At 74.7% G+C, this 23,317-nt stretch carries 15 protein-coding genes and 1 pseudogene; 6 read left to right on the forward strand and 10 right to left on the reverse strand.

Features of this window, described 5'->3' with window-relative positions; translation table 11 throughout:
• Positions 1-87: 87 nt before the first annotated feature.
• Complete coding sequence (locus tag C1A33_RS24380; protein WP_133150811.1) at positions 88-750, forward strand: TetR/AcrR family transcriptional regulator; 663 nt, start codon at positions 88-90, stop codon at positions 748-750.
• Between the two features lie 230 nt (positions 751-980).
• Here the strand turns inward: C1A33_RS24380 and C1A33_RS24385 are convergent, their stop codons facing one another.
• From C1A33_RS24385 to C1A33_RS24395, 3 genes and pseudogenes are all read right to left on the reverse strand, one after another.
• Complete coding sequence (locus tag C1A33_RS24385; RefSeq protein WP_101833660.1) at positions 981-1,373, reverse strand: RNA-binding S4 domain-containing protein; 393 nt, start codon at positions 1,371-1,373, stop codon at positions 981-983.
• 140 nt (positions 1,374-1,513) lie between these two features.
• Positions 1,514-1,690 (reverse strand): annotated as a pseudogene (locus C1A33_RS24390) (IS607 family transposase); the annotation flags it as partial.
• A 184-nt stretch (positions 1,691-1,874) separates the two neighbouring features.
• Positions 1,875-2,477 carry a YdcF family protein gene (locus tag C1A33_RS24395; RefSeq protein ID WP_243407898.1) on the reverse strand — a complete coding sequence of 201 codons (603 nt, stop codon included), beginning with the start codon at positions 2,475-2,477 and terminating at the stop codon, positions 1,875-1,877.
• A 271-nt stretch (positions 2,478-2,748) separates the two neighbouring features.
• Between C1A33_RS24395 and C1A33_RS24400 the strand changes: the two genes are divergently transcribed.
• Both C1A33_RS24400 and C1A33_RS24405 read left to right on the forward strand, forming a co-directional pair.
• Entirely contained in the window at positions 2,749-3,645 is an 897-nt protein-coding gene (locus tag C1A33_RS24400) for a TIGR03621 family F420-dependent LLM class oxidoreductase (RefSeq protein WP_101833662.1), read from the forward strand.
• Positions 3,646-3,752: 107 nt separating this feature from the next.
• Entirely contained in the window at positions 3,753-4,520 is a 768-nt protein-coding gene (locus C1A33_RS24405; protein ID WP_101833664.1) for an SDR family NAD(P)-dependent oxidoreductase, read from the forward strand.
• 24 nt (positions 4,521-4,544) lie between these two features.
• Here C1A33_RS24405 and C1A33_RS35245 read toward each other — a convergent pair whose 3' ends face one another.
• The 5 genes from C1A33_RS35245 to C1A33_RS24435 all read right to left on the reverse strand — a co-directional run bounded on the left by C1A33_RS35245 (position 4,545) and on the right by C1A33_RS24435 (position 12,612).
• Entirely contained in the window at positions 4,545-8,114 is a 3,570-nt protein-coding gene (locus tag C1A33_RS35245; RefSeq protein WP_165818568.1) for an AAA family ATPase, read from the reverse strand.
• 207 nt (positions 8,115-8,321) lie between these two features.
• On the reverse strand, positions 8,322-10,094 hold the full coding sequence (locus C1A33_RS24420) for a hypothetical protein (protein ID WP_243407899.1): 1,773 nt from the start codon (positions 10,092-10,094) through the stop codon (positions 8,322-8,324).
• A complete protein-coding gene (locus tag C1A33_RS24425) occupies positions 10,091-10,369 on the reverse strand; it encodes a hypothetical protein (protein ID WP_101833668.1) in 279 nt (92 codons plus the stop codon). Before C1A33_RS24425 ends, C1A33_RS24420 begins: the two co-directional genes overlap by 4 nt.
• A 149-nt stretch (positions 10,370-10,518) precedes the next feature.
• Positions 10,519-10,767, reverse strand: coding sequence for a hypothetical protein (locus C1A33_RS24430; protein ID WP_101833680.1), 249 nt, complete (start codon positions 10,765-10,767; stop codon positions 10,519-10,521).
• 189 nt (positions 10,768-10,956) lie between these two features.
• The gene (locus C1A33_RS24435; RefSeq protein WP_207770478.1) at positions 10,957-12,612 is read right to left on the reverse strand and encodes a DUF2142 domain-containing protein; all 1,656 of its coding nucleotides are present in this window, start codon (positions 12,610-12,612) and stop codon (positions 10,957-10,959) included.
• A gap of 689 nt (positions 12,613-13,301) precedes the next feature.
• On the opposite strand from C1A33_RS24435, the gene C1A33_RS37040 reads away from it, so the two are divergent.
• Entirely contained in the window at positions 13,302-16,277 is a 2,976-nt protein-coding gene (locus tag C1A33_RS37040) for a bifunctional SulP family inorganic anion transporter/carbonic anhydrase (RefSeq protein ID WP_243407900.1), read from the forward strand.
• 22 nt (positions 16,278-16,299) lie between these two features.
• Here C1A33_RS37040 and C1A33_RS24450 read toward each other — a convergent pair whose 3' ends face one another.
• The gene (locus tag C1A33_RS24450) at positions 16,300-18,996 is read right to left on the reverse strand and encodes a HelD family protein (RefSeq protein ID WP_207770479.1); all 2,697 of its coding nucleotides are present in this window, start codon (positions 18,994-18,996) and stop codon (positions 16,300-16,302) included.
• A gap of 506 nt (positions 18,997-19,502) precedes the next feature.
• Between C1A33_RS24450 and C1A33_RS24455 the strand changes: the two genes are divergently transcribed.
• Complete coding sequence (locus C1A33_RS24455; RefSeq protein ID WP_101833684.1) at positions 19,503-21,404, forward strand: ABC transporter ATP-binding protein; 1,902 nt, start codon at positions 19,503-19,505, stop codon at positions 21,402-21,404.
• Positions 21,405-21,490: 86 nt separating this feature from the next.
• Here C1A33_RS24455 and C1A33_RS24460 read toward each other — a convergent pair whose 3' ends face one another.
• A complete protein-coding gene (locus C1A33_RS24460; RefSeq protein ID WP_243407901.1) occupies positions 21,491-22,534 on the reverse strand; it encodes a hypothetical protein in 1,044 nt (347 codons plus the stop codon).
• Positions 22,535-22,814: 280 nt separating this feature from the next.
• On the opposite strand from C1A33_RS24460, the gene C1A33_RS24465 reads away from it, so the two are divergent.
• Entirely contained in the window at positions 22,815-23,294 is a 480-nt protein-coding gene (locus tag C1A33_RS24465; RefSeq protein ID WP_101833670.1) for an SRPBCC family protein, read from the forward strand.
• Positions 23,295-23,317 lie beyond the last annotated feature (23 nt).

The following is a 23,317-nucleotide window of genomic DNA, read 5'->3' on the forward strand; positions in this document are numbered from 1 at the left end:
AGATGACTGACCGTCGGTCAATAGTGTGACCGACGGTCAGTCGTGTTTGTATGATCGAGGGTGACAGGCTCGGGTGAAGGAGGACGCGTGTCCAGGGTCAGGTCTGCCGTCGAGCGTCGCGCGCAGCTCATGGACGCCGGCGCCGAGCTCTTCACGACCAAGGGGCTCGCCGCCACGACGCTCGACGACATCACCCGGCGCGCCGGCGTGTCCAAGGGCCTCTTCTACCAGTACTTCTCCTCCAAGGAGGCGCTGGTCTTCGCCCTGCAGGAGAAGTTCGCCACGGCCTTCGCGACGGACGTCAGCGCCGCCGCCGCCGAGCGCCCCGACTGGCCGGGCAAGCTCGACGCCGTGGTCCTCGCCTGCTATGAGCGCTTCACCGCCCAGGAGGACCTGCACGACGTCCTGTTCCGGCACCTGCCCGGGGACACCGTCGGACCTCGTGCCGCCGGCGAGTCGGCCGACCTGGAGGTCACCGGCCCCGCCGGCCATCAGGCCGCGCATCGGCATCTGGTCCGCGCGATCGGCGAGCTGCTCGACGCCGGCATCGCGGCCGGCGCCTACCGCGTGGCCGACGTGGAGGCGACCGCCCTGCTGTTCTTCACCGCGATGCACGCCTTCGACCGGGCGTTCCGCCACGACTACGGCCTGACGGACGACCGTCTCATCCAGGCGACCCAACGCCTCGTCCGCGGCGCCGCCGGGATCCCGGAACCGGCCGGGGCCGTCCAGGCCGTCTCGGGGTTGTGATCTTCGCGGTAGCCGCGTCGCGCGGCGGGTGGTGGCAGCGTTCTGGTGTGGCTTTGGCCCGCGGTTTCGGTGCCATGGGAGAGGGTCGCGATCACCGTAGGGGCGAGAAACCGTGTTACCGCGGTAACAGGCGGACCTCATCGACCGCGGGCGGGTCCCGCGGGGCGTGGCTCGGACGACGTGGCTCGGGAGGGCGGGACGCCGGCCGGATCAGGGCGGATCGCGGGGGATCATGGGGGATCGAGGTGCGGGGAGCCGCCGCGCAGGCGCTCGATCGCTCGACGGTCCCGCTTGGTGGGACGGCCCATGCCCCGGTCGCGCACGGCTACGACGGGGGCGGGCGCCCGCTCGACCGGAGGGCTGCGGTCCACGTAGCACTCGGCGGCGACCGGCGCGCCGACGCGGCGGTGCAGCACCCGGGAGACGACGACGACCCGTTCCCGCCCGGCGAGACGGATCCGGATCTCGTCACCCGGCCGGACGGCGTGCGCAGGCTTGACGCGTTCCCCGTTGAGCCGCACGTGCCCGGCCCGGCAGGCGTCGGTCGCCTGCGAGCGGGTCTTCACCAGCCGCACGCACCAGATCCACGTGTCGACCCGGGCGGACTCCTCCGGCGACGCCATGTGCTGACTCTACGGACGTCGCCCGCCCCGCGGTCGCGATCCGCGTGACCAGACCGCGACCGCTGAGCCGCCCGCGAGTCGGACCACCGGCCGACGCCAGTTCGCACGGCGGCGGTCAAGGGAGCGGCAGCTGTCAGTTGGACCAGCAGCCGCCGGCCGGACGCGGCGAGCGCCGCCTCGACGCACTCGGCGCCGAACCGGGCGAACCGGTCCCGGTGCTCGACGACGATCGTCGTCACCCGCGGGTCGCGTAGCAGCGCGAGGAACTTCCGGCGATGGCCGTTCAACGCCGATCCGACCTTGGTGCCCACCTCATTCCGTTGGTTTGTTGTGCCGTCGGCGGGTGGCTCCGGGATCCGGGTGGCTCAGGATCGACGACCCGCCGCGTGCGGTCCACACTCTGACCCGCAATCCTTAACGGATTCCGGGTCGAAACCTCTGGGAGTTCTTGGGGTGTTCCGCGGGGATTCGCGTCGAGATTCCTGTGAATGGGCTGTGGATTTACTGTGCGCGGGCCTCCAGGTGTGCGCGCATTCGACGCAACACCGGCCGGGCGAGTTCGTAGACCGTGGTCGCCACCTTCAACCACACGTGGTCACCGAGGTGGTAGTCGTCTGCCGGCACCATCCGCGCGGCAAGGTCCGGACGCTGGCGGAGCAGGTACCGCCGACCTCGGGCGGCGTGCAACGGGTCGGACGCGATGGCGACGGTGCGCGCCGACTCGACGAACGGCTGCGCGAAGGCGATGTTCTCCCAGGTCGTGCTGGCGGCGGTCTCCAGCCGGATCCGCTCGGCTGGAACGCCGAGAACCTCGCGCGCGTACGTGGCCATCGCCTCCGCCTCGGTGGGCGCGCCGGGCGGCCCGCCGCCGGTGAAGACGAGCCGGCCGTCCTCGCCCGGGGCCAGCGACCGCACCGCGATCTCGGTACGCCAGCGCTGCAGCGGGTGCGGCTCTCCGTCGCGCCCCGACGGAAAGCCCAGGACGATCACGGCCTGGGCGCCGCCGCGCGGTCGACCCTGGCGGAGGTCGAGATGACGGCGGGAGGCTCGCCAGTGCAGCGCCTCGGCGACGGCGATCGTTCCCGCCGCACCCGCGGCAGCCACGCCCACGGCCTTGCCCAGGCCCGCGCAGCCCAGGCCCGCGCAGCCCAGTCCTGCGTGGGCCGATCGGCTCCGCCGCCGCGCACGGCGGTGACGGGGTCTGATCGCGGCCATTTTCCCATCCAACTCCCAGCGGCAGTCGACCGTGCCCAACCATGCGGACGATTTGGGCACAGGCCCGCGCTGGGGGCGGCGGGCCGGGCGTAGGCTGCGCCGAGAGGTGTCCGCGCGGCGTGACCGAAGGGCCGCGCAGCGCGCCCGTAGGAGCAGCGACATGCCTGTGGGAGGTGCTGTGCGCCCGTTCCGGTTCGGCGTGAACATGCTGGCGGTCTCGGAACCGGCGTCGTGGTCGGCGACGGCGCGCCGCGCCGAGGACCTGGGGTACGACGTGCTGCTGGTGCCCGACCACCTGGGCCTGCCCGCGCCGTTTCCCACGCTCGTCGCGGCCGCCGCCGTCACCAGCCTGCGGGTCGGCACCTTCGTCCTCAACGCAGCGTTTCACAATCCCGCCCTGCTGGCCAGGGACGTGGCGACCACCGACACGCTGGTCGGCGGCCGCCTGGAACTGGGGATCGGCACCGGCTACGTCGCTGACGAGTTCGCGGTGGCCGGCATTCCGTTCGGCTCACCCGGCGAGCGGGTCGCGCACCTGGAGCGGATGATCGACGCGCTCGCGGCACATCTCGCAGACCCCGCCGGACTGCCGCGCCCGGTGCAGCGGTCGGTTCCGTTGCTGATCGGGGGCAACGGCGACCGGATGCTCAGCCTGGCGGCCCGCCGGGCCGACATCGTCGCGTTCACCGGCGCGGCTGCCGATCCGACCGCGACCGGTGGGATGCGGCTGCTGTCCGCGGACGCGTTCGCGGAACGGATCGCCTTCTACGAGCAGGCCGCCGGTCCGCGTGGGGTCGACATCGAGCGGAATCTGCTGCTCCAGGTCGTCGCACCCGGCGACAGCCGGGAATCGGCGCTCGCGGAGTACGGCGCGGCGCATGGACGTGACGGCCGCGGCGAGCGCGCGACGGCGCCGACGCTGCTCGCGGGTTCGCCGGACGAGATGGTCGCCCAGGTTCACGACCTCCGGGACCGGTTCGGGATCACCTACCTCACCGTTCTACAGCCGTCGATGGAGACGTTCGCCCCGGTGATCGACGCCGTGCGCCACGGCTGACCGGATCGTTGCGCCCGGCCGGCGCGGTGGGTTTGACCTCGCGTGCGCTCGAGGACATAGCGTCCTGCCGAAAGATCACGGCTGCATGAAAGGACGAGTGACGCGACATGACGGCCGATACGCTCGCGGGAACGGTGGCGCTGGTCACGGGTGCGAGCAGCGGGATCGGTGCGGCGACCGGGCGGGAGCTGGCCCGGCGGGGGGCGGCCGTCGTGCTCGTCGCCCGCCGCGAGGACAGGCTGCGGACGCTGGCCGCCGACATCGAGGCCGAGGGCGGCCGGGCGATCGCCCTCGGCGCCGACCTCACCGAGCAGGCCCAGGCGATCGACGCGGTCGAACGGACCGTCGCCGAGCTCGGCCGCCTCGACACCGTGGTGAACAACGCCGGGGTGATGCTGCTCGGCCCCATCCTCGACGCCCCGACCGAGGAGTGGGACCGCATGATCGACCTGAACCTGCGGGGCCTGCTGTATGTCTCCCGCGCCGCCCTGCCGCACCTGGTCGCCGCCGCGGACGAGGGGCCGCGCCGGGTGGCCGACCTGGTCAACATCAGCTCGGTCGCGGGGCGGCGGGCGACGCCGATGGCAGGCGTCTACAACCTGACGAAGTTCGGCGTCAACGCGTTCACGGAGGCGCTGCGCCAGGAGATCACCCAGCGGCATGTGCGGGTCTCGGTCGTCGAACCAGGTGCGGTGACCACCGAACTGACGGATCATCTGCGCCCGGAGATCCGCGAGCCGGCGCTGCGCGCCCTGGCGGACGTCGAGAACCTGCACGCCGAGGACATCGCCGACGGCATCGCCTACATCGTGACCCGGCCGCGGCGCGTCGCCGTCAACGAGCTGCTGATCCGCCCCACCGAACAGACCCGCTGACGGGAACGACGGGAACGGTCCGGGTCAGCGCCGCACCGTCCAGCGGCGGGGGCCGTCGGCCGGCGGAATGTAACGGCAGGTCAGGCCGGTCACGATGCTGGCGGACAGCTCGGCGCCGAGATCGGGATCGGCGGTGGTGACGGCGTCGAGGGCTCGTTTGACCGCCTTGCGCACCGCCGTGCGCGCCCGTTCGGCGGACGTGGGGAACGCCCGGCTGCGCCCGGCGAGGCCGACGGCCGTGCGCAGATGTCCCAGCAGCACCTCGCGTTCGGCCGCGAGCTCGCGGGCGCGCTCGGACTCGCCGTCGGACTCGGCGTCCTGGCGGGCCTCGTCGAGGTCGCGCAGGCGCCGCCGGTAGGCGTCGGCGGCCTGGCGGTCGATGACCTCGTGATGGCCGGCGTCGAACGCGTTCGCCCCGCACAGGGCGAGGGCGGTCACCCCCTCACCGGGCCGTTCCAGCAGGACGGCGAGATGATGCAGGCCCTGCAGGTCGGGCAGGATGACCTGCCGTCCACTGGCGAGCAGGCGCCATCCGTCAGGGTCCCGCGCCAGCGTCGCGACCCGGGTGGGTGACTCGCCTTCGGACTGCCCGGTGTCGGACTGCCCGGTGTCGGACTGCCTGGGGTCGGGCCGCGCGGGGTCGGGTCGCACCGGGTCGGACACCGTGGCGGTGGCCAGGGACTCGAGGCGGGCCGACCACCGCGTGACGTGGGAGGGCAGGTCCATCGCGGCGGCCTCGTCGCGGGCGGCGCTCAGCAGCGCGCGGGCACGGGCCAGATCGTCGGGCGCGTCGCGGGTGAGCAGGGCTTCGGCCAGATCGGCGCGGGACAGCGCGGCGGCGGGGCGGTTGCCCAGGCGGCGGTTGGCGGCCAGCGCGCGCTCGTGCCGGCGCACCGCGCCGTCGGCGTCCCCGCAGGCCAGCGCGACCAGGCCGAGGGCACGGTGAGCCGAGCCGAAGCAGGCCACCGCCAGCGAGGGCATCACCGGCCGGTCGGCGAACGGTTCCACCAGCCGTCCCGCCCGCTCGGCGATCGCACGTTCCCCGAGCAGGCAGGCCGTCTCCGCGATCGCCACCATGCCCGTCAGCCAGGAACTCGACGTCGGCAGCGCGTCGGGCCGTTCCCCCGGGGCGAGCAGGCGCAGCAGGCCGTCGCGGGCCTCGTCCGCCCGGCCCGAGCGGGCGGCCATCAGCGCGGCCCCCGCGGTGAAGGCGAAGTCGCCGGCGGCGAGCTGCGGGGAGGCGGCCGCCGCGGCGGCGAGCTCGTACAGCTCCCCGTCTCGGCCCTGCACCCAGCGGATCGAGGCCAGCTGGGCGCCGAAGTAGGCCGTCGCGTCGGCGTCGCCGACGGTGAGCCCGAGCTCCAGGCAGGTGCCGGCCGCCGTCTCCGCCTCGGTCAGCCGGCCGGCCCGCACGAGCGTCATGACGTCCATCGCCGCCACGATGTAGAGGACGCTCTGGCAGGCGAGCGTGTCCGCCCGGGCGCGCAGCTCGGCGAGGGAGCGGGTGGCCCGCGGGTCACCGAGGTGGAACAGGTCGACGGTCCGCCACATCAGGCCGAGCAGGGCCAGCAGCCCGTCGTCGGCCGCCGCCGCGACGGTGATCAGCTCCTCGGCGAGCGGGAGCCGTTCGCGCAGACGCTGCGGATCGAGCATCGCGTGATGGGTCAGCGAGAGCGCCTCGGCCAGCGCGGCGGCGTCGCCGAGGCTCCGGACGTCCGCCAGGGCCGCCAGCGCGGCGGTGGGGGAGTCGCCGTCGTAGACGGCCTCACCGGCGAGGCGGACCGCGAGCCGTCCCCGTAGCGCGCGGTGCCGGCGGCGTGTCCCCTCATCCACGGCGTCGGCGTCGGTGGTGGTTCCGTCCGTGGTCAGAGCGGCCAGCGCGGCACGTTGACGGGCGAGCACGCGGCGTCGCACGACGGGGTCGCGGTGCTCGTTGAGCCAGACGCCGCCCAGGCCCAGTGCCGCGCGGGCGAGCAGACCAGGGTCGGCGGCGTCGCCGAGGGACTCAGCCGTGGCGTCGGCCGTTGCCAGGCTGCCGGCGGTGTCCAGGCTGCCGGCGGTGTCCAGGGCGTCGGCTGCCCGGGCGAAGGCCGCGCGGGCGTCGGCGAGCCGGCCGCAGGCGAGGATCGCCTCGGCCCGCTCGACGAGCAGCCGCGCGCGGCCCGCCGTGACCGGCCACGGGTCGGAGACGGCGACGGCGGCGTCGAGCAGCGCGGCGGCCTGCTGGTAGTCGGATCCGCGCCGCATGACCTCCGCGGCGGCGCGGCAGGCGGCCACCGCGATCCGGGTGTCGTCGGCGGACCGGGCCGCCGCCCGCAGCGCGTGGTGGGCGTGCAGGGCGCGGCGGTCCGTCCGGTCCGACGCGCCGAGCAGTGCCGCGGCGGCGGCGTGCGCGTCCAGGCGCTCGACGGGGCTGAGAGTCGCCTCGGCGGCGGCGACGATCACGTCGTGCCCGAACCGGAACCCATGCTCGCCGGCCGGTTCGACGAGCCCGGCGCGGTGTGCCTCGGCGAACGCGTCGAGGACGGCGTCGAGCGGATGGCCGGCGAGGGCGGCGACGTCGTGCGGGGCGACGGTGCGGCCGAGCACGGCGGCGAGCGCGAGTGTGCGGCGGGTCCGCGCGCCGAGCCGGGCGACGCTGTGCGCGACCGCCTGCTCCACGCCGGCGAGACCCGCCCGCGGCGAGCCGTGCGCGAGCAGCCGCCGGACGAACAGCGGGTTGCCGCCGGTGACGGCGAGCACGGTGCGGGCCAGGTCCGCGCTGTCGGCGGCAAGGGCAGCAGGGGCAGCAGGGGCACCGTGGGCACCAGGGGCGCTGCCGGCGCCGCCCCACGCCGCGAGGTAGTCCTCGGCGTCGGCGAGGGAGAACCGGTCGAGGGCGATGACGGTCGCCTCCCGCTCGACGTCGGCGGCGAGGTCTGCGAGCAGCGGGTCGGGCTGCCCGTCGGGCCGGCGGGCGAGTACGAGCAGCAGCGGCACCCGGTCCAGCGTCCGGGCCAGGAACCGGGTCAGCAGCAGGGCGTCGGCGTCGGCGGCGTGGGCGTCATCCAGAATGATCATGATGGGCTGGTTGGTGAGCCGGCGGGCCAGCAGGTCGGCGACCGCCTGGAAGCGGGCGAAGCGTTCCGGCGCGGCGGCGGGTCCGGTGCGCCCGGCGGCGAGCGGATGGCCGTCGGGTGAGCCGGTGAGCTCGGCGAGCACCGCCGGCCACGGCCACAGCGGCGGCGCCCCGCCGTACGGCCAGCAGCGTCCCCACACGACCCGCAGTCCCGCCTGTTCCGCCTGGGCGGCCGCCCGCTCACACAGGACGGTCTTGCCGATCCCCGCCTCGCCGGACAGGACGGCCACCTGCCGCCGTCCTGCGGCCGCGCGCTCGGCGAGCCCGGCGAGCAGCGCGAGCTCGCGGCGCCGGCCGACGAACGGCTCCGCGCCCCCCGCGACCGACCCGGACCGGACGTCCAGGTCGGGCGCGGTGACCAGCCGCGCACCGCCGTGCGGGAGCGCCTGGGGGGACGGCCGGTCGAGGAGCGCCGTCGGTATCCGGCCCGGACAGGTCGGCTCCGTCCTGCTGGCCCCCATGCCGTCGTCTGCCAACCCTGCCCACTCCCACCCATGCCCCGGGGCCCGTCGAGGCGGCCCCAACCGGGGCACCCGAAGAAATCCTAGGAATGTCCGGGGCCGCCCGATCCGTCCTGTCGGCAGGATGACGGACCGTACGACGCCGCCCGCCCTCGCGGCACGAGCGCGGCACGAGCGCGGCACGCCCAGTGGGTCGACGGAGTCAGTGCGCAGCAGGAGGACTTACCCGTGACGCATCCCCGATCGGCCATGGTGGGCACCTTCGTCGAACCCGTCGGAATGATCCGTTCCACGGTCGGCAGCGCCATCGGTGGCGCGGTGGGTGCCGCGGTGGCGGGCGGTGGGGACCGCGGCGGGGCCGTACTCGCCCGCGGCCAGCTCGGCTACCTGGGCGTCTTCACCACCGACGTCGTCCTGTTCGCCGCCCGGCGCGGCGCGCTGCGTCCGAAGCCGACCGAGTCGGTCATCGCCGCCGCCGACCGGTCCATGGTGCGGGGGGCGCATCTCGAGCGCGGCCGGGTGGCCGGTGTGCTGGTGGTCCAGCTGACGGACGGCACGTCGTGGCGCTTCGAGGTGCCCCGGGTGCACCTCGGCGGCGCCCAGCGCATCGCGGCGCTGCTCACCCCCGGCATCTGAACGCCCGGCCGCCGGGCGCCGCCGCCGGCGGGCGCGCGCCAGAGCCGACCGGTGGTGGAGCATGCGCAGCGCCGTCCGGGTGAGCAGGAACAGGACGCACAGCGTGCCGGCCGCGGGCAGCGCCACCACCATGGCGGCGACCGTGTCGGCGGCGGCGCTCAGCAGCCGCCCGTCGCGGATCGCCGGGCCGGCCGGGGCCAGCTGTTCCCGCACGGCGCGTGCCGTGCGGGGCAGCACGAACGGCGCCGACACGACGAGCGCGACCAGGTTGACCAGGATCGTCGGCACCGCGAGCAGCGCCCAGGCGGTCACCAGCAGCCGGGCTCGCCGGGTGAGACCGGTCGCCACCGCGGGCGCCCGCGCCCGGTCGCGGTGGCGGCCTCGGGACGGGCGGCGCAGCGTGTGCCGCAGCGCCGGGCCCATCCGGCTGAACAGGTCCGGCACCCCGGCGAGGTCGGCGACGATGTAGTACCCGTCCAGGCGGACGAACGGTGCCAGCTGACGCGTGGCGTCGAGATGGGCCAGCACGATCGCGGTGACCAGGACCTGGGCGTGGGTGAGAGCGAGCGCGCCGGCGAGCGCCAGCGAGTACAGCCCGTTGAAGTAGATGCCGCCGAGATCGGTGCGCAGCCGGCCGCCGCGGCTGAGCCGGTAGGAGTCGGTGACGTCGGTGAAGAACGCCGGCCAGACCAGGTACATGCCGACGCCGATCACGCCGGGCGTGGCGCCGCCGTAGCGGCAGGCGGCGGCGTGCCCGCACTCGTGGACGAGCGCGCCGAGCAGGGTCAGTGCGACGATCGTGGCCAGCAGGGACGGCGCCGCCAGCACCGCCGCGGCGCTCGCGGCCAGGCTGTGCCGGCCGAACACCCAGATGTCGGTACCGACCAGCGCCAACAGCGAGACGACGATCACCGCCGGCCGCAACAGCCCCGCCAGCCTCGCGCTGAGCCGCGCCACGGCCGGCGCCGGCAGCAGCGTGTGCCGCCCGACCAGGGTGAACCGGGCCGCCGCCCGGGGCGCCGGGCCGGCCTCGCCGTCCGCCGGCGCGACGAGGCCGAGCGGGATGAGCCGTTCGGTGACCAGCAGGGCGACGTCGGCGCCGGTCACCGCCCGGCCGTCGAGGGCGGCGACAGCGGCGGCGATCGCCGCGACATCACGGGCGCCGTCCGCCGCCGTGAGGATGTGGGCGAGCAGGGTGGTGAGCGCGACGACCTGGCCGTCGGCACGGCGGGCCAGCTGGACCGGCCGGTCCAGGCCGGAACCGGCGAACTCGCCGAGCAGGACCAGCCCGTCGGCCCGGCGCGGCCGCGGCGGCACCGTCGGGCCGATGGCGTGGCCGGCCGGTGCCGGTCGCGTCACCGGTCGTGGTGGGTGTCGATCTGAAAAATGATGTTGATGCTGGGTATCAGCGAGATGAGGATCGGCAGGATGCCGCCGAGGATCGACGGCTCGCCGTGCGCGTCGATCTGGCCCATGTTCGACCATGGCGAGTTCACCGGAAAGAATGTCGGGTCGAATTCCCGGCGGCCGATCTCCACGGTCGCCAGGGTCAGTCGGTCGGGTAGCAGCTCCGCATTTTCCAGGGCGAGCAGGGCGGGATCCGCGTCACTGGTGGAAAACGATGTCTTCGGCATACTCTCCCCCGCGTGGATCTGAATCTCTCCGACGTTCGCGTGCGAGGGAGACGCTAGTCGGCGAAAAAAACTTCGGCGAGTATCGGGCGCCGGCGTGTCGCTGGATATTCCGTGTGATGATCAGATCGGCGCGGCGGCAACCGGTCGAATCACCACTGGTTCACGTAGTTCCAGGCGTTGACGATCGACTCGACGAATCCGCCGGAGCTGTAGGCGATCTCCGGTTCGGAGTGGTTCTCGATATAGGAGTTGTTGCTGCCCGGCGAGTTCACCGGATAGTTGCTGGGGTCGAACTCGGTCCGGTTGAACTCGACCGCCGCGAGGGTCAGTCGATCGGGCAGCAGCTCCCCCTGCTCCCGGGCCAGCTCCGCGGCGCTCAGCCCACAGCCGGTGGTCATCATCTGGCTCCGTTCCGGTCGCGCGGGTCTTTCGGCCCGCGGGCTTCCCGCCGCGTGGATTTCCGGTGGCCCCGGTCCGGCGGCAACGCCGGGCACTGCGGACTGTAGGAGCAGTCGTCATCCCTCGCAACATGATGGTGACTGTTGGTGTTCACCGGTGGCCGCCGTGACCACCCCGGCGCGGGAGGGTCAGCGTGACTCGGACGCGGCCGGGCGCGGCCGGGCGGGATCGGCTCCATCCCCACCGCCCTGGGCGGGCAGCGCCAGGCCGGGCGACGGCGGACCGGGTGGCGGACCGGGCGGTGGACCGGGCGGTGGCACCGCGGCGGTGCCGTCCGTCGCGCGGATGGACGGTGGGGTGCGCAGACCGCCGGCGGCGACCCCGACCAGGCAGGCGGCCCCGGCGATCGCCAGCACGAGCCACGGCGTCCACCCGGCCGGCGGGGACCATCGCGCGTGCCCGGCGAACCACACCGGACCACGCACACCGACCGCGTAGCGCCGCGCGTTCGCCCACAGGCCCACCAGCTGCACCGTCGCCACCACCAGCGGCAGCACGACCGGGATCGGCCGCAGCAGCGCGGCGGGCAGCCGCCCCGCTCGCCGGGTCAGCAGTTCACCCGCGGCGAGGGGGAGCAGCACGGCCAGCGGCAGCAGATACCGCCCATACACCGGGAAGCGCGTCTGCCGCAGGACCAGCACGTCGAGCCCGACGGCCACCGCCGCCGCCCCGACCACCACCGCCACCAGCCCGAAGCGGGCGCGCCACGGCCCGACGGCCACCGCCACCAGGACGAGGACGCCGACGGCGATCCACCACATCCGGTAGGCATAGGTGGGCATCGGCAGGCTCGCCCAGCCGAAGACGCCCACCCACTGCCGGGCCCAGGCGTGGGCGTCGGCGGGCAGCGCGTGCAGGCCCGCCCTGGCCAGGTCGGCGCGGGTGTGCGGGTGGGGCTGGACGGCGCGCTCCCAGGCGAGGGTCGCCGCCACGCCCAGCGCGGCGAGCCCCGCCCAGGCCACCCGGCGCAGGGGCGGGCGGCGGCGCGGCGCCTGGGCGAGGGCGAGGCCGACCAGCGGCGCGAGCAGCACCCAGAGCGGTCCCGTCGCCCGGGTCAGCGCCAGCAGGGCGCCGACCGCGCCGGCGGCGGGCCAGGTCCAGCGCGCCGCGCCGTGGGCCCGTCCCATCCGCAGCACCAGCGCGAACAACGCCAGCGCGGCGGCGATCTCGATCCCGTTGGTGCCCAGCACCGAGCCCATGAACAGCACCATCGGGGACGCGGCGAGCAGCAGCCCGGCGAGGCAGACCGGCCCGGCCCGGCTGTCCCAGACGGCCGCGGTGGCGACGGCGAGCAGCGCGGCGACGATCGCGGCGCTCACCGCCCGCCCGGTGTACAGCGCGGCGAGCGCGCTGTGCGTGCGCGCCATCGCGGCGCCCGGCAGGGCGTACACGTATGGCTCGTAGGTGCCGACGTAGCTCAGCGCCCTCCTCGGGGGCGGGTGGACGTGCGCCCGGTCCAGGCAGGCGGCGGAGCGCCCGTTGCGGAACAGGTCGCAGGGGAATCCGGCCGCGCCCGGATCGAGGCCCGCCGGCAGCCGGAAGACCCTGCTGTTGCCGTTGATCCAGGCGATGCGCTCCGCCGCGCCCGGCTGGCTGCCGAACGCCGGATGGGCGAGCCGGCCGGGCGTGCCCGTCCACTGGCCGGTGCCGGCGCCGACCTCCTTGATGAAGTTCGCCGGCTCGTCGGGACCGAAACCGGGCGCGTTGCCGCCGACCCAGGACGCGAGCAGCAAGGCGAACCCGGCGACCAGCAGCAGCCGCGTGAGCCGGCCGTCAGCACGCATGCGCGACGCCCCCCAACCGGCCGGCGCGGCCCATCATCCCCGGACGGGTGCTGTTCACCCCATGTCCTGACACGTACTGTCCCGACAAGTATGCGCAGCGGGAGCGCCGGGCGTGCGGCAGGCCGACCGGCGTGAGACCACATCGTGATACTCCCACCGGCTGGGATGGCCGCCGGTGCGCCGCCGGCGTCGCGCGGTGCGCTGTCGGCGAACCTGGTGCCGCCGATCGCCCGCCGCCCGTGGTGATCGGCGGGGTGATCGGCGGGCGGGCCCCGCGGGAATCCGGTCTCCCCGTTCGGGTAGGCACGCACGCGACAAACCTGATCCTCTATTGCATTATGTCCTTTATGCGGCTTACCTGCGGTTGAGAAGCTCTGGGTGCTTTTTCCCATCCCAGCGGGCCGGTCGCTCCCTGGGACACCTTCGGACGTTGCTGTCCAATGGTTACGCGGAATTGGGTGGACGATCACGGAAAGAAACTTGTCGGCCCCTCGGCTCGTTGGTGAGGGTGCGCATCCTGTCACCACGCGCGATCGGCGAGGTGTCGGCAGCCCGGGCAGTTCCGGCCGCGAGCGGCAGTCGGCCACCAAGGGACAGCGTTGTCCCGCCATGGTCCAGATCCGCAGGACCACCTCGTCTCACAGGGATATCCCGTCCCGCAGGGCCACCTCATCCCACAAGGAGTGGACATGACCGCACCGGTCTCCCCGCCGACCCCGTCGCGGCACAGTCATTCGCCGCCCGCCGTCGCGGCTTCCGCGGACGGGCCGGCTCCCGCGGCGCCGCGCGGGGGATGGCGCCCCGACCTCCAGGCGTCGCTGGTCGTCTTCGTCGTCGCCCTGCCGCTGTCGCTGGGCATCGCCGTCGCCTCCGGCGCCCCGGTGGCCGCCGGGCTGCTCGCGGCCGCCGTCGGAGGGCTCGTCGCGGGTGCCCTCGGCGGTGCCCCACTTCAGGTCAGCGGGCCGGCCGCCGGCCTCACCGTGATCGTCGCGAACCTGATCGACACCTACGGCTGGCGGGTCACCTGCCTGATCACCGCGGCGGCCGGGCTGCTGCAGATCCTGCTGGGGCTGTGCCGGGTGGCCCGGGCGTCGCTCGCCGTGTCACCCGCCATCGTCCACGGCATGCTCGGCGGCATCGGGCTGACGATCGTCCTCGGCCAGATCCACGTCGTGCTCGGCGGGAAGGCCGACAGCCACGCCCTGGAGAACCTGCGGGACATTCCCGGCGCGCTCCTCGACCCGCACGGCCCGGCGACGGCGGTAGGTCTCGCGACGATCGCCGTCATCCTGCTGTGGCCGCGGCTGCCCCAGGTGGTGCCGGCGGCGATCCGCAAGATCCCGGCGTATCTCGTCGCGGTCGTGGCGGGTACGGCGTTCGCCGGCCTCGCCGGGTTCGATGTTCCCCGCGTCGACCTGCCCGCCTCCCTGGCCGACGCGGTCGCCCTGCCGGAACTGCCCGATCACGCCTGGTCGGGTGTCGTGCTCGGCATCATCACGGTCGCGATCGTGGCGAGCGTCGAGTCGCTGCTGTCGGCGGTCGCCGTCGACCAGCTCGCCACCGCCCGCGGCTGGCGCGGCCCCCGGCTCAACCTCGACCGCGAGCTGGTCGGGCAGGGCTCGGCCAACGTCGTGTCCGGCCTGATCGGCGGCCTGCCGATCACCGGCGTCATCGTGCGCAGCTCGACGAACGTCGCCTCCGGCGGGCGCACCCGCGCCTCGGCGATCCTGCACGGCGTCTGGATCCTGGCGTTCGCGCTGCTGCTCGGGTTCGCCGTCGAGTGGATCCCGCTGGCGGCGCTGGCCGGCCTGCTCGTCATCGTCGGGGTGCGCCTGCTCGACGTCTCACATCTGCGCCACGTCCGCCGGCACGGCGAGCTGCCCGTCTACGTGGTGACCCTGACCGCTGTGGTCGCCCTGGACCTGCTCAAGGGCGTCGCGCTGGGGCTGCTGACCGCGCTCGCGCTGGTCCTGCGCCGCGTGCTGTGGTCGAGCGTGCGCCTGGTGCGCTCCGGTGAGCTCTGGCAGGTCGAGGTGGAGGGGACGCTCAGCTTCCTGTCCCTGCCCCGGCTCGCCCGGGTGCTCGGGCGGATCCCGACAGGTGCGTCGGTGTCCATCGAGCTCATCGTCGACTTCCTCGACCACGCCGCCTACGAGCATCTGCGTGGCTGGTGCGCGAACCACGAGGCCACCGGCGGGACGGTCGACATCGACGAGATCGGCCAGATCTGGTTCCGCCGCGCCGATCCCGGTGAACGCCGCCGCACGGTCGTCCCGCAGCTGCCGCGCTGGTTCGCACCCTGGTCGCAGTGGCAGGAGGTGGAGCAGGCCGGTGGCCTGGCGCCGCACGGCGCCGGGCTGATCGAGCACGGCCGGACGACCTCCGTGGACGCGCCGGAACCCGCCAGGGGAACGGTCTCGGCCCCCTGTCCGACGCCCGGCCGCCTGCCCGCCCACGGCACCGTCCCCGTCGGTGGCGCGATGTCCGCTGATGGCGCGATGTCCGCTGGTAGCACGGTGTCCGCTGGTGGCACGGTGTCCGCTGGTGGCACGGTGTCCGCTGGTGGCACGGTGTCCGCCAACGGGAGTGGGCCCGCCGCCCTGACGGGACCGGCCGATCCGGCGGGACCCGCGGGGACGGTGGCGTTCGACGAGGCGACGGCCCCGCTGCCCGCGGTGGCGGCGCCGCGCCGGCCAGCGTCACCCGAGAACGGGGACGCGCCCGACGAGGATGCCGCGGGCGTCGCCGTCCGGGTCGGCTCGATGCTCGTCGGGATCAACGAGTTCCACCGCCGGGCCGCCCCGCTGCTGCGCGAGACCTTCGACGACCTGGCGGCCGAGCAGCGTCCCGGGGCGCTGTTCCTGACCTGCGCCGACTCGCGGATCGTGCCGAACATCCTGACCAGCAGCGGTCCCGGTGACCTGTTCACCGTCCGCAACGTGGGGAACATCGTTCCCCGGCCGGACACACCCGCGGTGAGCCCGCCGGGGTCCGCGTCCGACGCGGCGCCGGGTTCCGGGTCGCCGTCGGGCGCCGGGATGGCGTCGGGGATGGGGATGGCCTCCGGGGTGGGCGTCGCTCCCGGCTCCGCGCCCGTCGCCGCCGGCCGTGCCCCGTCCGGCGATCTGTCGGTGACGGCCGCCCTCGACTACGCCGTCGAGGTGCTGCGGGTGCCGACGATCGTGGTCTGCGGCCACTCCGGCTGCGGTGCGATGAACGCGCTGCTCGCCGGCGCGGCCCACGGCGCCGCGGACTCGGCGCTCGCGGGCTGGCTGGCGCACGCCGCGCCGTCGCTGCGCCGGCTGGCCCCGCCGGGGACGCAGAACCTGCCCGCGGTCGAGCGGCTGGGCCGGGCCAACGTCGCCCAGCAGCTGGAGAACCTGCGTGAGCACCCGGCGGTGCGCCGGGCACTCGACGAGGGGACGCTCGAGCTCGTCGGCATGTACTTCGACATCGCCAGCGCGCAGATCTCCATCCTCGAGGAGGAGACGGGCGGGTTCGTCGACCCGGTGGACGCGCTGACGAAGGCTGCCGCCGGGCGCGCCACGCGCCGGCGTTGGGACACACCGGCGAACGGCAGTCCGGTGACCGTGCCGGCCGCGGCGGCGACACCGCCGAACGGCGGCGGCCGACGTCGCGGCCGGCACGCGTCGACCACCCGGTAGCCGCGCGCGACCCGTCGTGAAGCTACGTCCCCGGCGCCGATGACGCCGTCGGGGACGTGGACGCCGGCGCCGTGCCCGCGGCCGGGTCGGAGTCCGTCGTCGGGCCCGGCGCGGCCGCCGAAGCGTCGCCCGGGGGCGCCGGCCTCGTCCGCGGCGCGTCGGCGGGAGACAGCCGGGCCAGCATCGGCGGCACGTCGGCCGTGTGCAGAACGCCGAGCGTGCGCGTCGACCGGGTCAGCGCGACGTAGAGGTCGTGGGCGCCGCGGGCGGACTCGGTGAGGAGTGTGTCCGGATCGGCGATCAGGACCGTGTCGAACTCCAGGCCCTTGGCCTCGCGCACGCCGAGGACGACCACCGTTGCGGTGAGGGCCGCACCCGGGCCGCTCTCGGCGGTGGGGACGACCGCGCGGACCGCCGCCGTCAGCTCGGCGATCCGCCCGGCGGGAACCAGCACGGCGAGCCGCCCGCCGCCGCTGCCGCCGGCCGTGGGGGAGCCGACCGGGCCGGGCGCGAGCCGGGCGAGTTCGGCGAGGACCGCCTGCCCCACCTGGGCGCCGAGATCGGCCGCGTCGACGCGCAGCCGCCAGGGGCGCTCGCCGACCTCCCGCACCGAGCGCGGCGGCTGCTGCGGCGGGCGCAGCGTGGCCAGCACGTCGGCGGCGACCGCCATGATCTCCGCGGGGGTGCGGTAGTTGACCGTGAGGGTCTCGCGCCGGGCCGGCGCGCCGACGGCCGGGTAGGGCGCAAGGACCCGCTCCCACGACGTCGTCCCGGCGGGATCGCTGGTCTGGGCGACGTCGCCGACGATCGTCATCGAGCGGGTCGGGCAGCGGCGCATCACCATCCGCCAGGCCATCTCGGACAGCTCCTGCGCCTCGTCGACGACCACGTGGCCGAAGGTCCAGGTCCGGTCGGCCAGCGCGCGTTCCGCGACCGTGCGCAGGTCGGCATCCTCATGCCGGTCCGCGAGCCGGGTGGCGTCGATCAGGTCGGTGGCCATCATGATCTCGGGGTCGTCCTCGATGTCCCGGGACAGGATGTCCAGGACGCCCTGGGCGTAGGCGACGCGGGCGACCCGCTCGCGCAGGGCGGCGGCCCGGGCCGCCTGGTCGTCGTCGCCGAGCAGCTCCGCGGCCTCGTCGAGCAGCGGGATGTCCGCGGCGGTCCAGCCGCCCATCGGGCGGGGCCGCGGACGGGCGCCGTCGGGTGCCGGCGCGTCAGCCCCGGCCGTCTCCCCCGCGGCGCCCACCCCTGCGCCGGTGTCGCCGGCTGCGGTCGGGGCGGTGGCGGCGCGCAGCTCACGCAGCCAGTCGTCGTCCGGGTCCGGATCGTCCTCGGCGAGGGGACGGTGCAGCAGGCGGCGCTCGGCGGCGGTGAGCCGCGGCGCGGCGGCGGCGAGCGTGCCGGGGTCGGCGTAGAGCTCGGCGACGAGCTGGTCGGGACTCAGGATCGGCCACAGCTCGGCGAGAGCCGCCTGCACCGCCGGGTCGGCGCGCAGCTCCTGGCGCAGCTGGGCGAGGTCGTCGTCGTCGAGCAGGCTGGTGCCGCCGGAGCCGGCGGGGGCGAGCAGGTCGAAGGCCGCGGGGTCGGCCTCCAGCACCTGCGCGGTGATGGTCTCGGCGGCGTAGCCGTCGGCGACCTGGCGGGCGAGCGCGTCGATCACCGCCCGCACGAAGATCGCGCGCGCGTCGTTGTGCAGCTCGCCGGACTCCCGGGCCAGCGCCCGGGCCCGCGCGCAGGTGCTCCGCTCGAGCAGCAGCAGGCGCTCCTCGGTGTGGATCTCGAAGGTCTGGCCGACCGGCAGCCGCTGGCGGTCGCGCACGGCGGCGGCGATGACGTCGGCGAGCCCGGCCCGCCCCTTGAGCTCCGCGACGGCCGGCTCCTCGGCGCGGCGCACCGTCACCCCCGGGTAGAGGACCTCGACGGTGGCGCTGACGACGCTGGTCTCGCCGAGAGAGGGCAGCACGTTCTCGATGTAGCGCAGGAACGCCTGGTGCGGGCCCACGACGAGCACACCGCTGCGGGCCAGCCGGTCGCGGTGGGTGTAGAGGAGATAGGCGGCGCGGTGCAGGGCGACGGCGGTCTTGCCGGTGCCGGGACCGCCCTGCACGACGAGGACGCCGCGGTGGTCGGAGCGGATGATCCGGTCCTGCTCGGTCTGGATGGTCGCGACGATGTCGCTCATCCGCCCGGTGCGCGCCGCGTTCAGGGTGGCGAACAGCGCCGGCTCGCCGACCAGCTCCGCCGGGGTGGAGCCGGGCGCGGCGCCGGGCGCGCGGGAGCCGGTCTCGAAGACGTCGTCCTCCAGCCCGGTGACGTCGCGCCGGCGGGTCGCGATGTGCCGGCGGCGGCGCACGCCGAGGCGCACGGCGCCGGTCGCCGCGTAGAACGGCCGGGCCGCCGGGGTGCGCCAGTCGATCAGGAGGGGCTCGTAGTCGGCCGCCTCGTCGAAGATGCCCAACCGCCCGATGTAGCGCCGCTCGCCGTCGTCGAAGTCGAGCCGGCCGAAGCACAGGCCGTTCTCCGCGGCCCGGATGCGGGCGAGGGTGGCGGCGCAGTCGGCGCTGGCCGCGTCCCGTTCGAAACGGGCTCTGGGAAGGCTCTCGTGCTGTCGGAGAACGCCGCGCAGCCGCGTCGTGGTACGGCGGCGCAGCTCGTCGAGTCGGTCGTAGAGAGCGGAGACGTACGCCTGCTCGGACCCAATGTCCTCTATTGACAAACCGGCCACATCCCTGCTATTGTGACGCCGCTTTCCGTGTCCTGTGTTCAGTCCCGACAGGAAGTCTAGCCGGGAAGCCCAGTGGGTCCGCCGTGGGCTTACCTGGAGCGATGGTGCCGGTGGCCGGTGCCTGCTCGGTAAGCTTGGCGGTCGGTAATGAAGACGGGGCCCGGCGGCGGAGATTTCCCGCGCTTCTGGATGACGGCGGTCCAGAAATCCGGGTCTTCCTGTGGACCGGTATATCCCGGCCCGGGGCGCCGTCGACAGACGAGAAAACCGTGGATTCCCGGGAATGCCCCCGGAAGACCATGCGGACACCGCTGAAAACGACGTGCGCGCCAGGACGGGCGCGCACACTGCGCATCGTGGAGAACGAGATCGCGGGCGGCGGCCCGATTCCCACCCCTCGCGAGCCCCCGGCCTCGACGGCCGACGCCCCGCCCGCCGGTGACCCGCCGGCGGAACGCGCGGCGCAGGCGGCGCGGACGGCGGGTGAGCGGGACACGGTGCTCACCTACGGGCGGGTGGACGAGAACGCCGTGCGGTCGTGGGAGCGCCAGGAGCGCACGCTGCAGCGCACCGGCGTCCGCACGATGGCGCGGCGGCTGCCGGGGCTGCTGCGGCTGGCCTGGTCGGTGGCCTGGGAGGCCGACCGCGCCGGCCTCGTCGTCATGGTCGTGCTGCGGGTGCTCGCCGGGGTCGTGGAGGCGCTCGGCCTGCTCGCCGTCGCCGGCGCACTGACGGCGGTGCTGCGCGACGGCCCAACCCCGCAGCGGCTGCGTGACGCCGTGCCCGCGGTGATCCTCGTCGTCGCGGCCGGCGTGGCGCGCAGCGGGCTGGCGGCGGCGACCAGCCTGATCCAGGCCCGCCTCGGCCCCCGGGTGGACCGGGCGAGCCTCGTCCGGCTGCTCGACCTGGCCACCCGCACGTCGGTGATGGCCTTCGACGACCCGACGTTCGTCGACGACCTGGAGGCCGCAGAGCGGGGCGCGGCCAGCGGGCGCCAGCTCGTCGACAACGCCATCGAGGTGCTCACCGCGGCGATCCGCATCGCCGCGGCCGGCGGTGTGCTCGGCGTGCTGCACCCCGCGCTGCTGCCGCTGCTGGTGCTCTCGATCCTGCCGGACGGCTGGGCGTCCCTGCGCTCGGCGCGCCTCGCCCATGCCTCGTGGCTGCAGCGGCTGCCCCAGGTGCGGCGGCAGTGGATGCTCCGCTACCGGATGACCGACCGGGACTGTGCCGCGGAGATCCGGTCGTTCGGCCTCGGGCCCTTCCTGCTCGGCGAGTACACGGCGCTGGCCCGCGAGCAGGAGGCCGAGCAGGTGCGCGTCGGGCGCGGCCAGGCGCGCTATCGGCTGACCGGCGAGGCGATCTCGGGGCTCGCGCTGGGCCTCGTCTACGGCGTCCTCGTCGCCCTGCTGGACGCGGGCGTCATGCCGCTGGCCGCGGCCGGCACCGCGGTGCTGGCCATCCGCACCGGGCGCGGCGCGATGGAGTCGGCGCTGACAACCCTCAACAGCGCCTACGAGAACTTCCTCTACTTCGGCGAGTACCGGTCGTGGATCGCCCAGGCCGAGGAGCGGGTGCCCGAGGAACGCACTCCCCGCGCGCCCGGCGCGCCGGCGCTGATCCGTGCCGAGAACGTCACCTACACCTACCCGCGCACCGACAAACCGGCGCTGCGGGGCGTCACCATCGAGCTGCGCCGCGGCGAGGTCGTCGCCCTCGTCGGCGTGAACGGCAGCGGCAAGTCGACGTTGGCGAAGGTCGTCGCCGGCCTGTACGAACCGGACGGCGGCGCGGTGACCTGGGACGGGGTCGACCTCGCCGCCGTCGATCCGGACAGCGTCCGCGAGCGCATCGCCGTGATCCCGCAGGACTACACGCAGTGGCCGATGTCCGCCCGGATGAACATCGCCGTCGGCCGGGTCGGGCGGCTGCGCGCGGACGGCCCGGACAGCGTCGTGCCCGCCGCCCGGGCGACCGGCGCCGACGAGGTCATCGAGGGCCTGCCGCACGGCTACGACACGTCGCTGGCCCGCCAGTACACCGCCGGCCATGATCTGTCCGGCGGTCAGTGGCAGCGCATCGCCTGTGCGCGGGCCGTCTACCGGGACGCGCCGCTGCTCATCGCCGACGAGCCGTCGGCCGCCCTCGACGCCCGCGCCGAGCAGACCCTGTTCACCCTCATCCGCGAGCTCGGTCACGACCGCACGGTGCTGCTGATCACCCACCGCCTGGCGAGCGTCCGCTCCGCCGATCGCATCTACGTGCTCGACGGGGGCGTCGTCGTCGATCAGGGCGACCACGAGGACCTGATGACCCGGCCCGGCATCTACCGGGACCTGTTCACCCTGCAGGCCAGCCAGTTCGTCGACACGACGTCTGGTGACCCGTCAGCCGCGTGATGACCTGGGCCGTGTGCGCAGTTGTGACCTTCCCGGCCATGCGTGGGAACGGGTCCTCCTGTGAAGATCACAACTCGAGTCGCGACCTAGGTGCAGACGCTGTCGGGGTGACCGAAGCCGGGCTGGGCGAGATCGAAGTCGACGGTGGCGGCGCCGCGGACGTTGAAGCGGTCCAGCACGCACCGGTGGCCGGTGGCCTGGTCCAGCACGGTGATGCGCTGCGAGCCGGCGTAGAGCGGGGTGCTGGCCCAGGTCGGCGCGCCGGTGCCGGCGTACACGGCGAACGAGGAGATCGGGTGGCCGCTCGACGAGCGGGCCGCCCCGCCGAAGACCTGGATCGACACCCGGCCGGGCGCGGGCGGCCGGCCGGCGACCGTCAGCCGTCCGGACAGGCGCGCCGTGTTCGGGTCGGCGAGCGTCGTCAGCGCGATCCGGCCGATGTCGGCCGCGTAGGTCCAGCCGTTGGCGTGCCGGGTGAAGCGGTCCACGTAGAAGCGGGAGTGGACGTACTCGGCGTCGTGGCGGGGATCCGGGTAGAACTCGAACGACAGCCCCGCGGTACGCGCCCCCCAGCCGGTCGCCAGGCTGCCGCCGTGCAGCAGGTCGGGCTGGGCGTTGCCCACGAAGTAGCCGAGCGGGAAGACCAGCCCGCCCCCGGCGGGGAACCGGGTGTAGGTGGCGTAGCTGCCGCGTTCCTGGCAGGCGGCGACGAAGGTGTCGCCGCCGCGGGTGCGCGGGTCGTAGTGCTGGCAGGGCAGGTACGGGCGCGCGGTCGAGCCGAGGACGAGGTCGACGCCCACCGCGCCGCCGACCGGGATCGGCCCGCCGCCCCGGCCGGTCAGCCCCTGGAACGGGACGGCCACTCCGTTGCCTCGCGACGGATCGCCCGGGTAGCCGGTGGTGTCCGCCGCGCCCGCCGACGACGGCAGCACGGTCACGACCGCGAGCGCCGCCGCGACGACGCCGACCAGCCGGGACGTCAGACCGCGTGCCGTGCGCGTCACCGCGCCGCCCACGGCGATGCCGTCCGCGCCGTCCGCGCCGTCCGCGCCGTCCGTGGCCGTGCTGCCCGCCGCGTGCCGTGCGCCGCCGTGGACTCTGCGCCGCCATCGGTCGCGCACCACCGTCATCCCTGCCTCCGTTCGTCTGCGCGGCGGTCCGGAGCGGCCCGCCGTGATCACAGCAAACACAACCAGAGGAGGGGGAAGCGGATGATTTGCCCACCTGACACCAAGCTGTCGCCGGATCGTCGGTGCCGCCGGGGCGGCCCTGGCGGGCGACGAGGGTGGGTGGACGCGGGAGAGGCGGATCGACGGCAGGTGCGGGCGGTGCGCGGGAAGACGCCACCGATGAGCTGGGCCGTCGGGTGGTCGGTCGCGTGTGCGCTGGGAGAGTGGGAGTTTGTCATGTATGACTGATATCGAGCGGTTTGAGGTTCCTCGGCGGATCGCGGCCACGCCCGCGGCGGTGTTCGCGGTGCTGCGTGACCCGGCGGGGCACGTCGCGATCGACAGCTCCGGAATGCTCCAGTCGGCCGAGGGCGCGCCCGTGTCGGCCGTCGGCGACAGCTTCGTCGTGCACATGGACCGGGAGGCGCTGAACGACCGCCCGATCGGCCGCTACGACGTGACCGTGACGATCACCCAGTTCACCCAGGACGCCCACCTCGAGTGGACGGTCACCGGCGAGGGCTTCCCGCCGATCGGCCACCGCTACGGCTACCTGCTCGCGCCGGCCGACGGCGGCACCCTGGTCACCTCGTACTACGACTGGAGCGACGTCCGCGCGTCGTGGCGCGAGCGCGGGGTCTTCCCGGTGATCCCGGAGGCCGCGCTGCGGGCGACCCTCGGCATCCTCGCGCGCACCGTCGAGCGGCCCACCGCGGTCTGACCCCGCGCCCGCCACCCCACCGC

It is taken from the genome of Frankia canadensis (genome assembly GCF_900197875.1).
GTDB lineage: Bacteria > Actinomycetota > Actinomycetes > Frankiales > Frankiaceae > Frankia > Frankia canadensis.

Bases quoted from the DNA above. Each gene is read 5' to 3' on its own strand.
- C1A33_RS24385 (WP_101833660.1), bottom strand. From the start codon at position 1,373: ATGGCGTCGCCGGAGGAGTCCGCCCGGGTCGACACGTGGATCTGGTGC.
- C1A33_RS24400 (WP_101833662.1), top strand. From the start codon at position 2,749: ATGCCTGTGGGAGGTGCTGTGCGCCCGTTCCGGTTCGGCGTGAACATG.
- C1A33_RS24405 (WP_101833664.1), top strand. From the start codon at position 3,753: ATGACGGCCGATACGCTCGCGGGAACGGTGGCGCTGGTCACGGGTGCG.
- C1A33_RS24425 (WP_101833668.1), bottom strand. From the start codon at position 10,369: ATGCCGAAGACATCGTTTTCCACCAGTGACGCGGATCCCGCCCTGCTC.
- C1A33_RS24430 (WP_101833680.1), bottom strand. From the start codon at position 10,767: ATGACCACCGGCTGTGGGCTGAGCGCCGCGGAGCTGGCCCGGGAGCAG.
- C1A33_RS24435 (WP_207770478.1), bottom strand. From the start codon at position 12,612: ATGCGTGCTGACGGCCGGCTCACGCGGCTGCTGCTGGTCGCCGGGTTC.
- C1A33_RS37040 (WP_243407900.1), top strand. From the start codon at position 13,302: ATGACCGCACCGGTCTCCCCGCCGACCCCGTCGCGGCACAGTCATTCG.
- C1A33_RS24460 (WP_243407901.1), bottom strand. From the start codon at position 22,534: ATGACGGTGGTGCGCGACCGATGGCGGCGCAGAGTCCACGGCGGCGCA.
- C1A33_RS24465 (WP_101833670.1), top strand. From the start codon at position 22,815: ATGACTGATATCGAGCGGTTTGAGGTTCCTCGGCGGATCGCGGCCACG.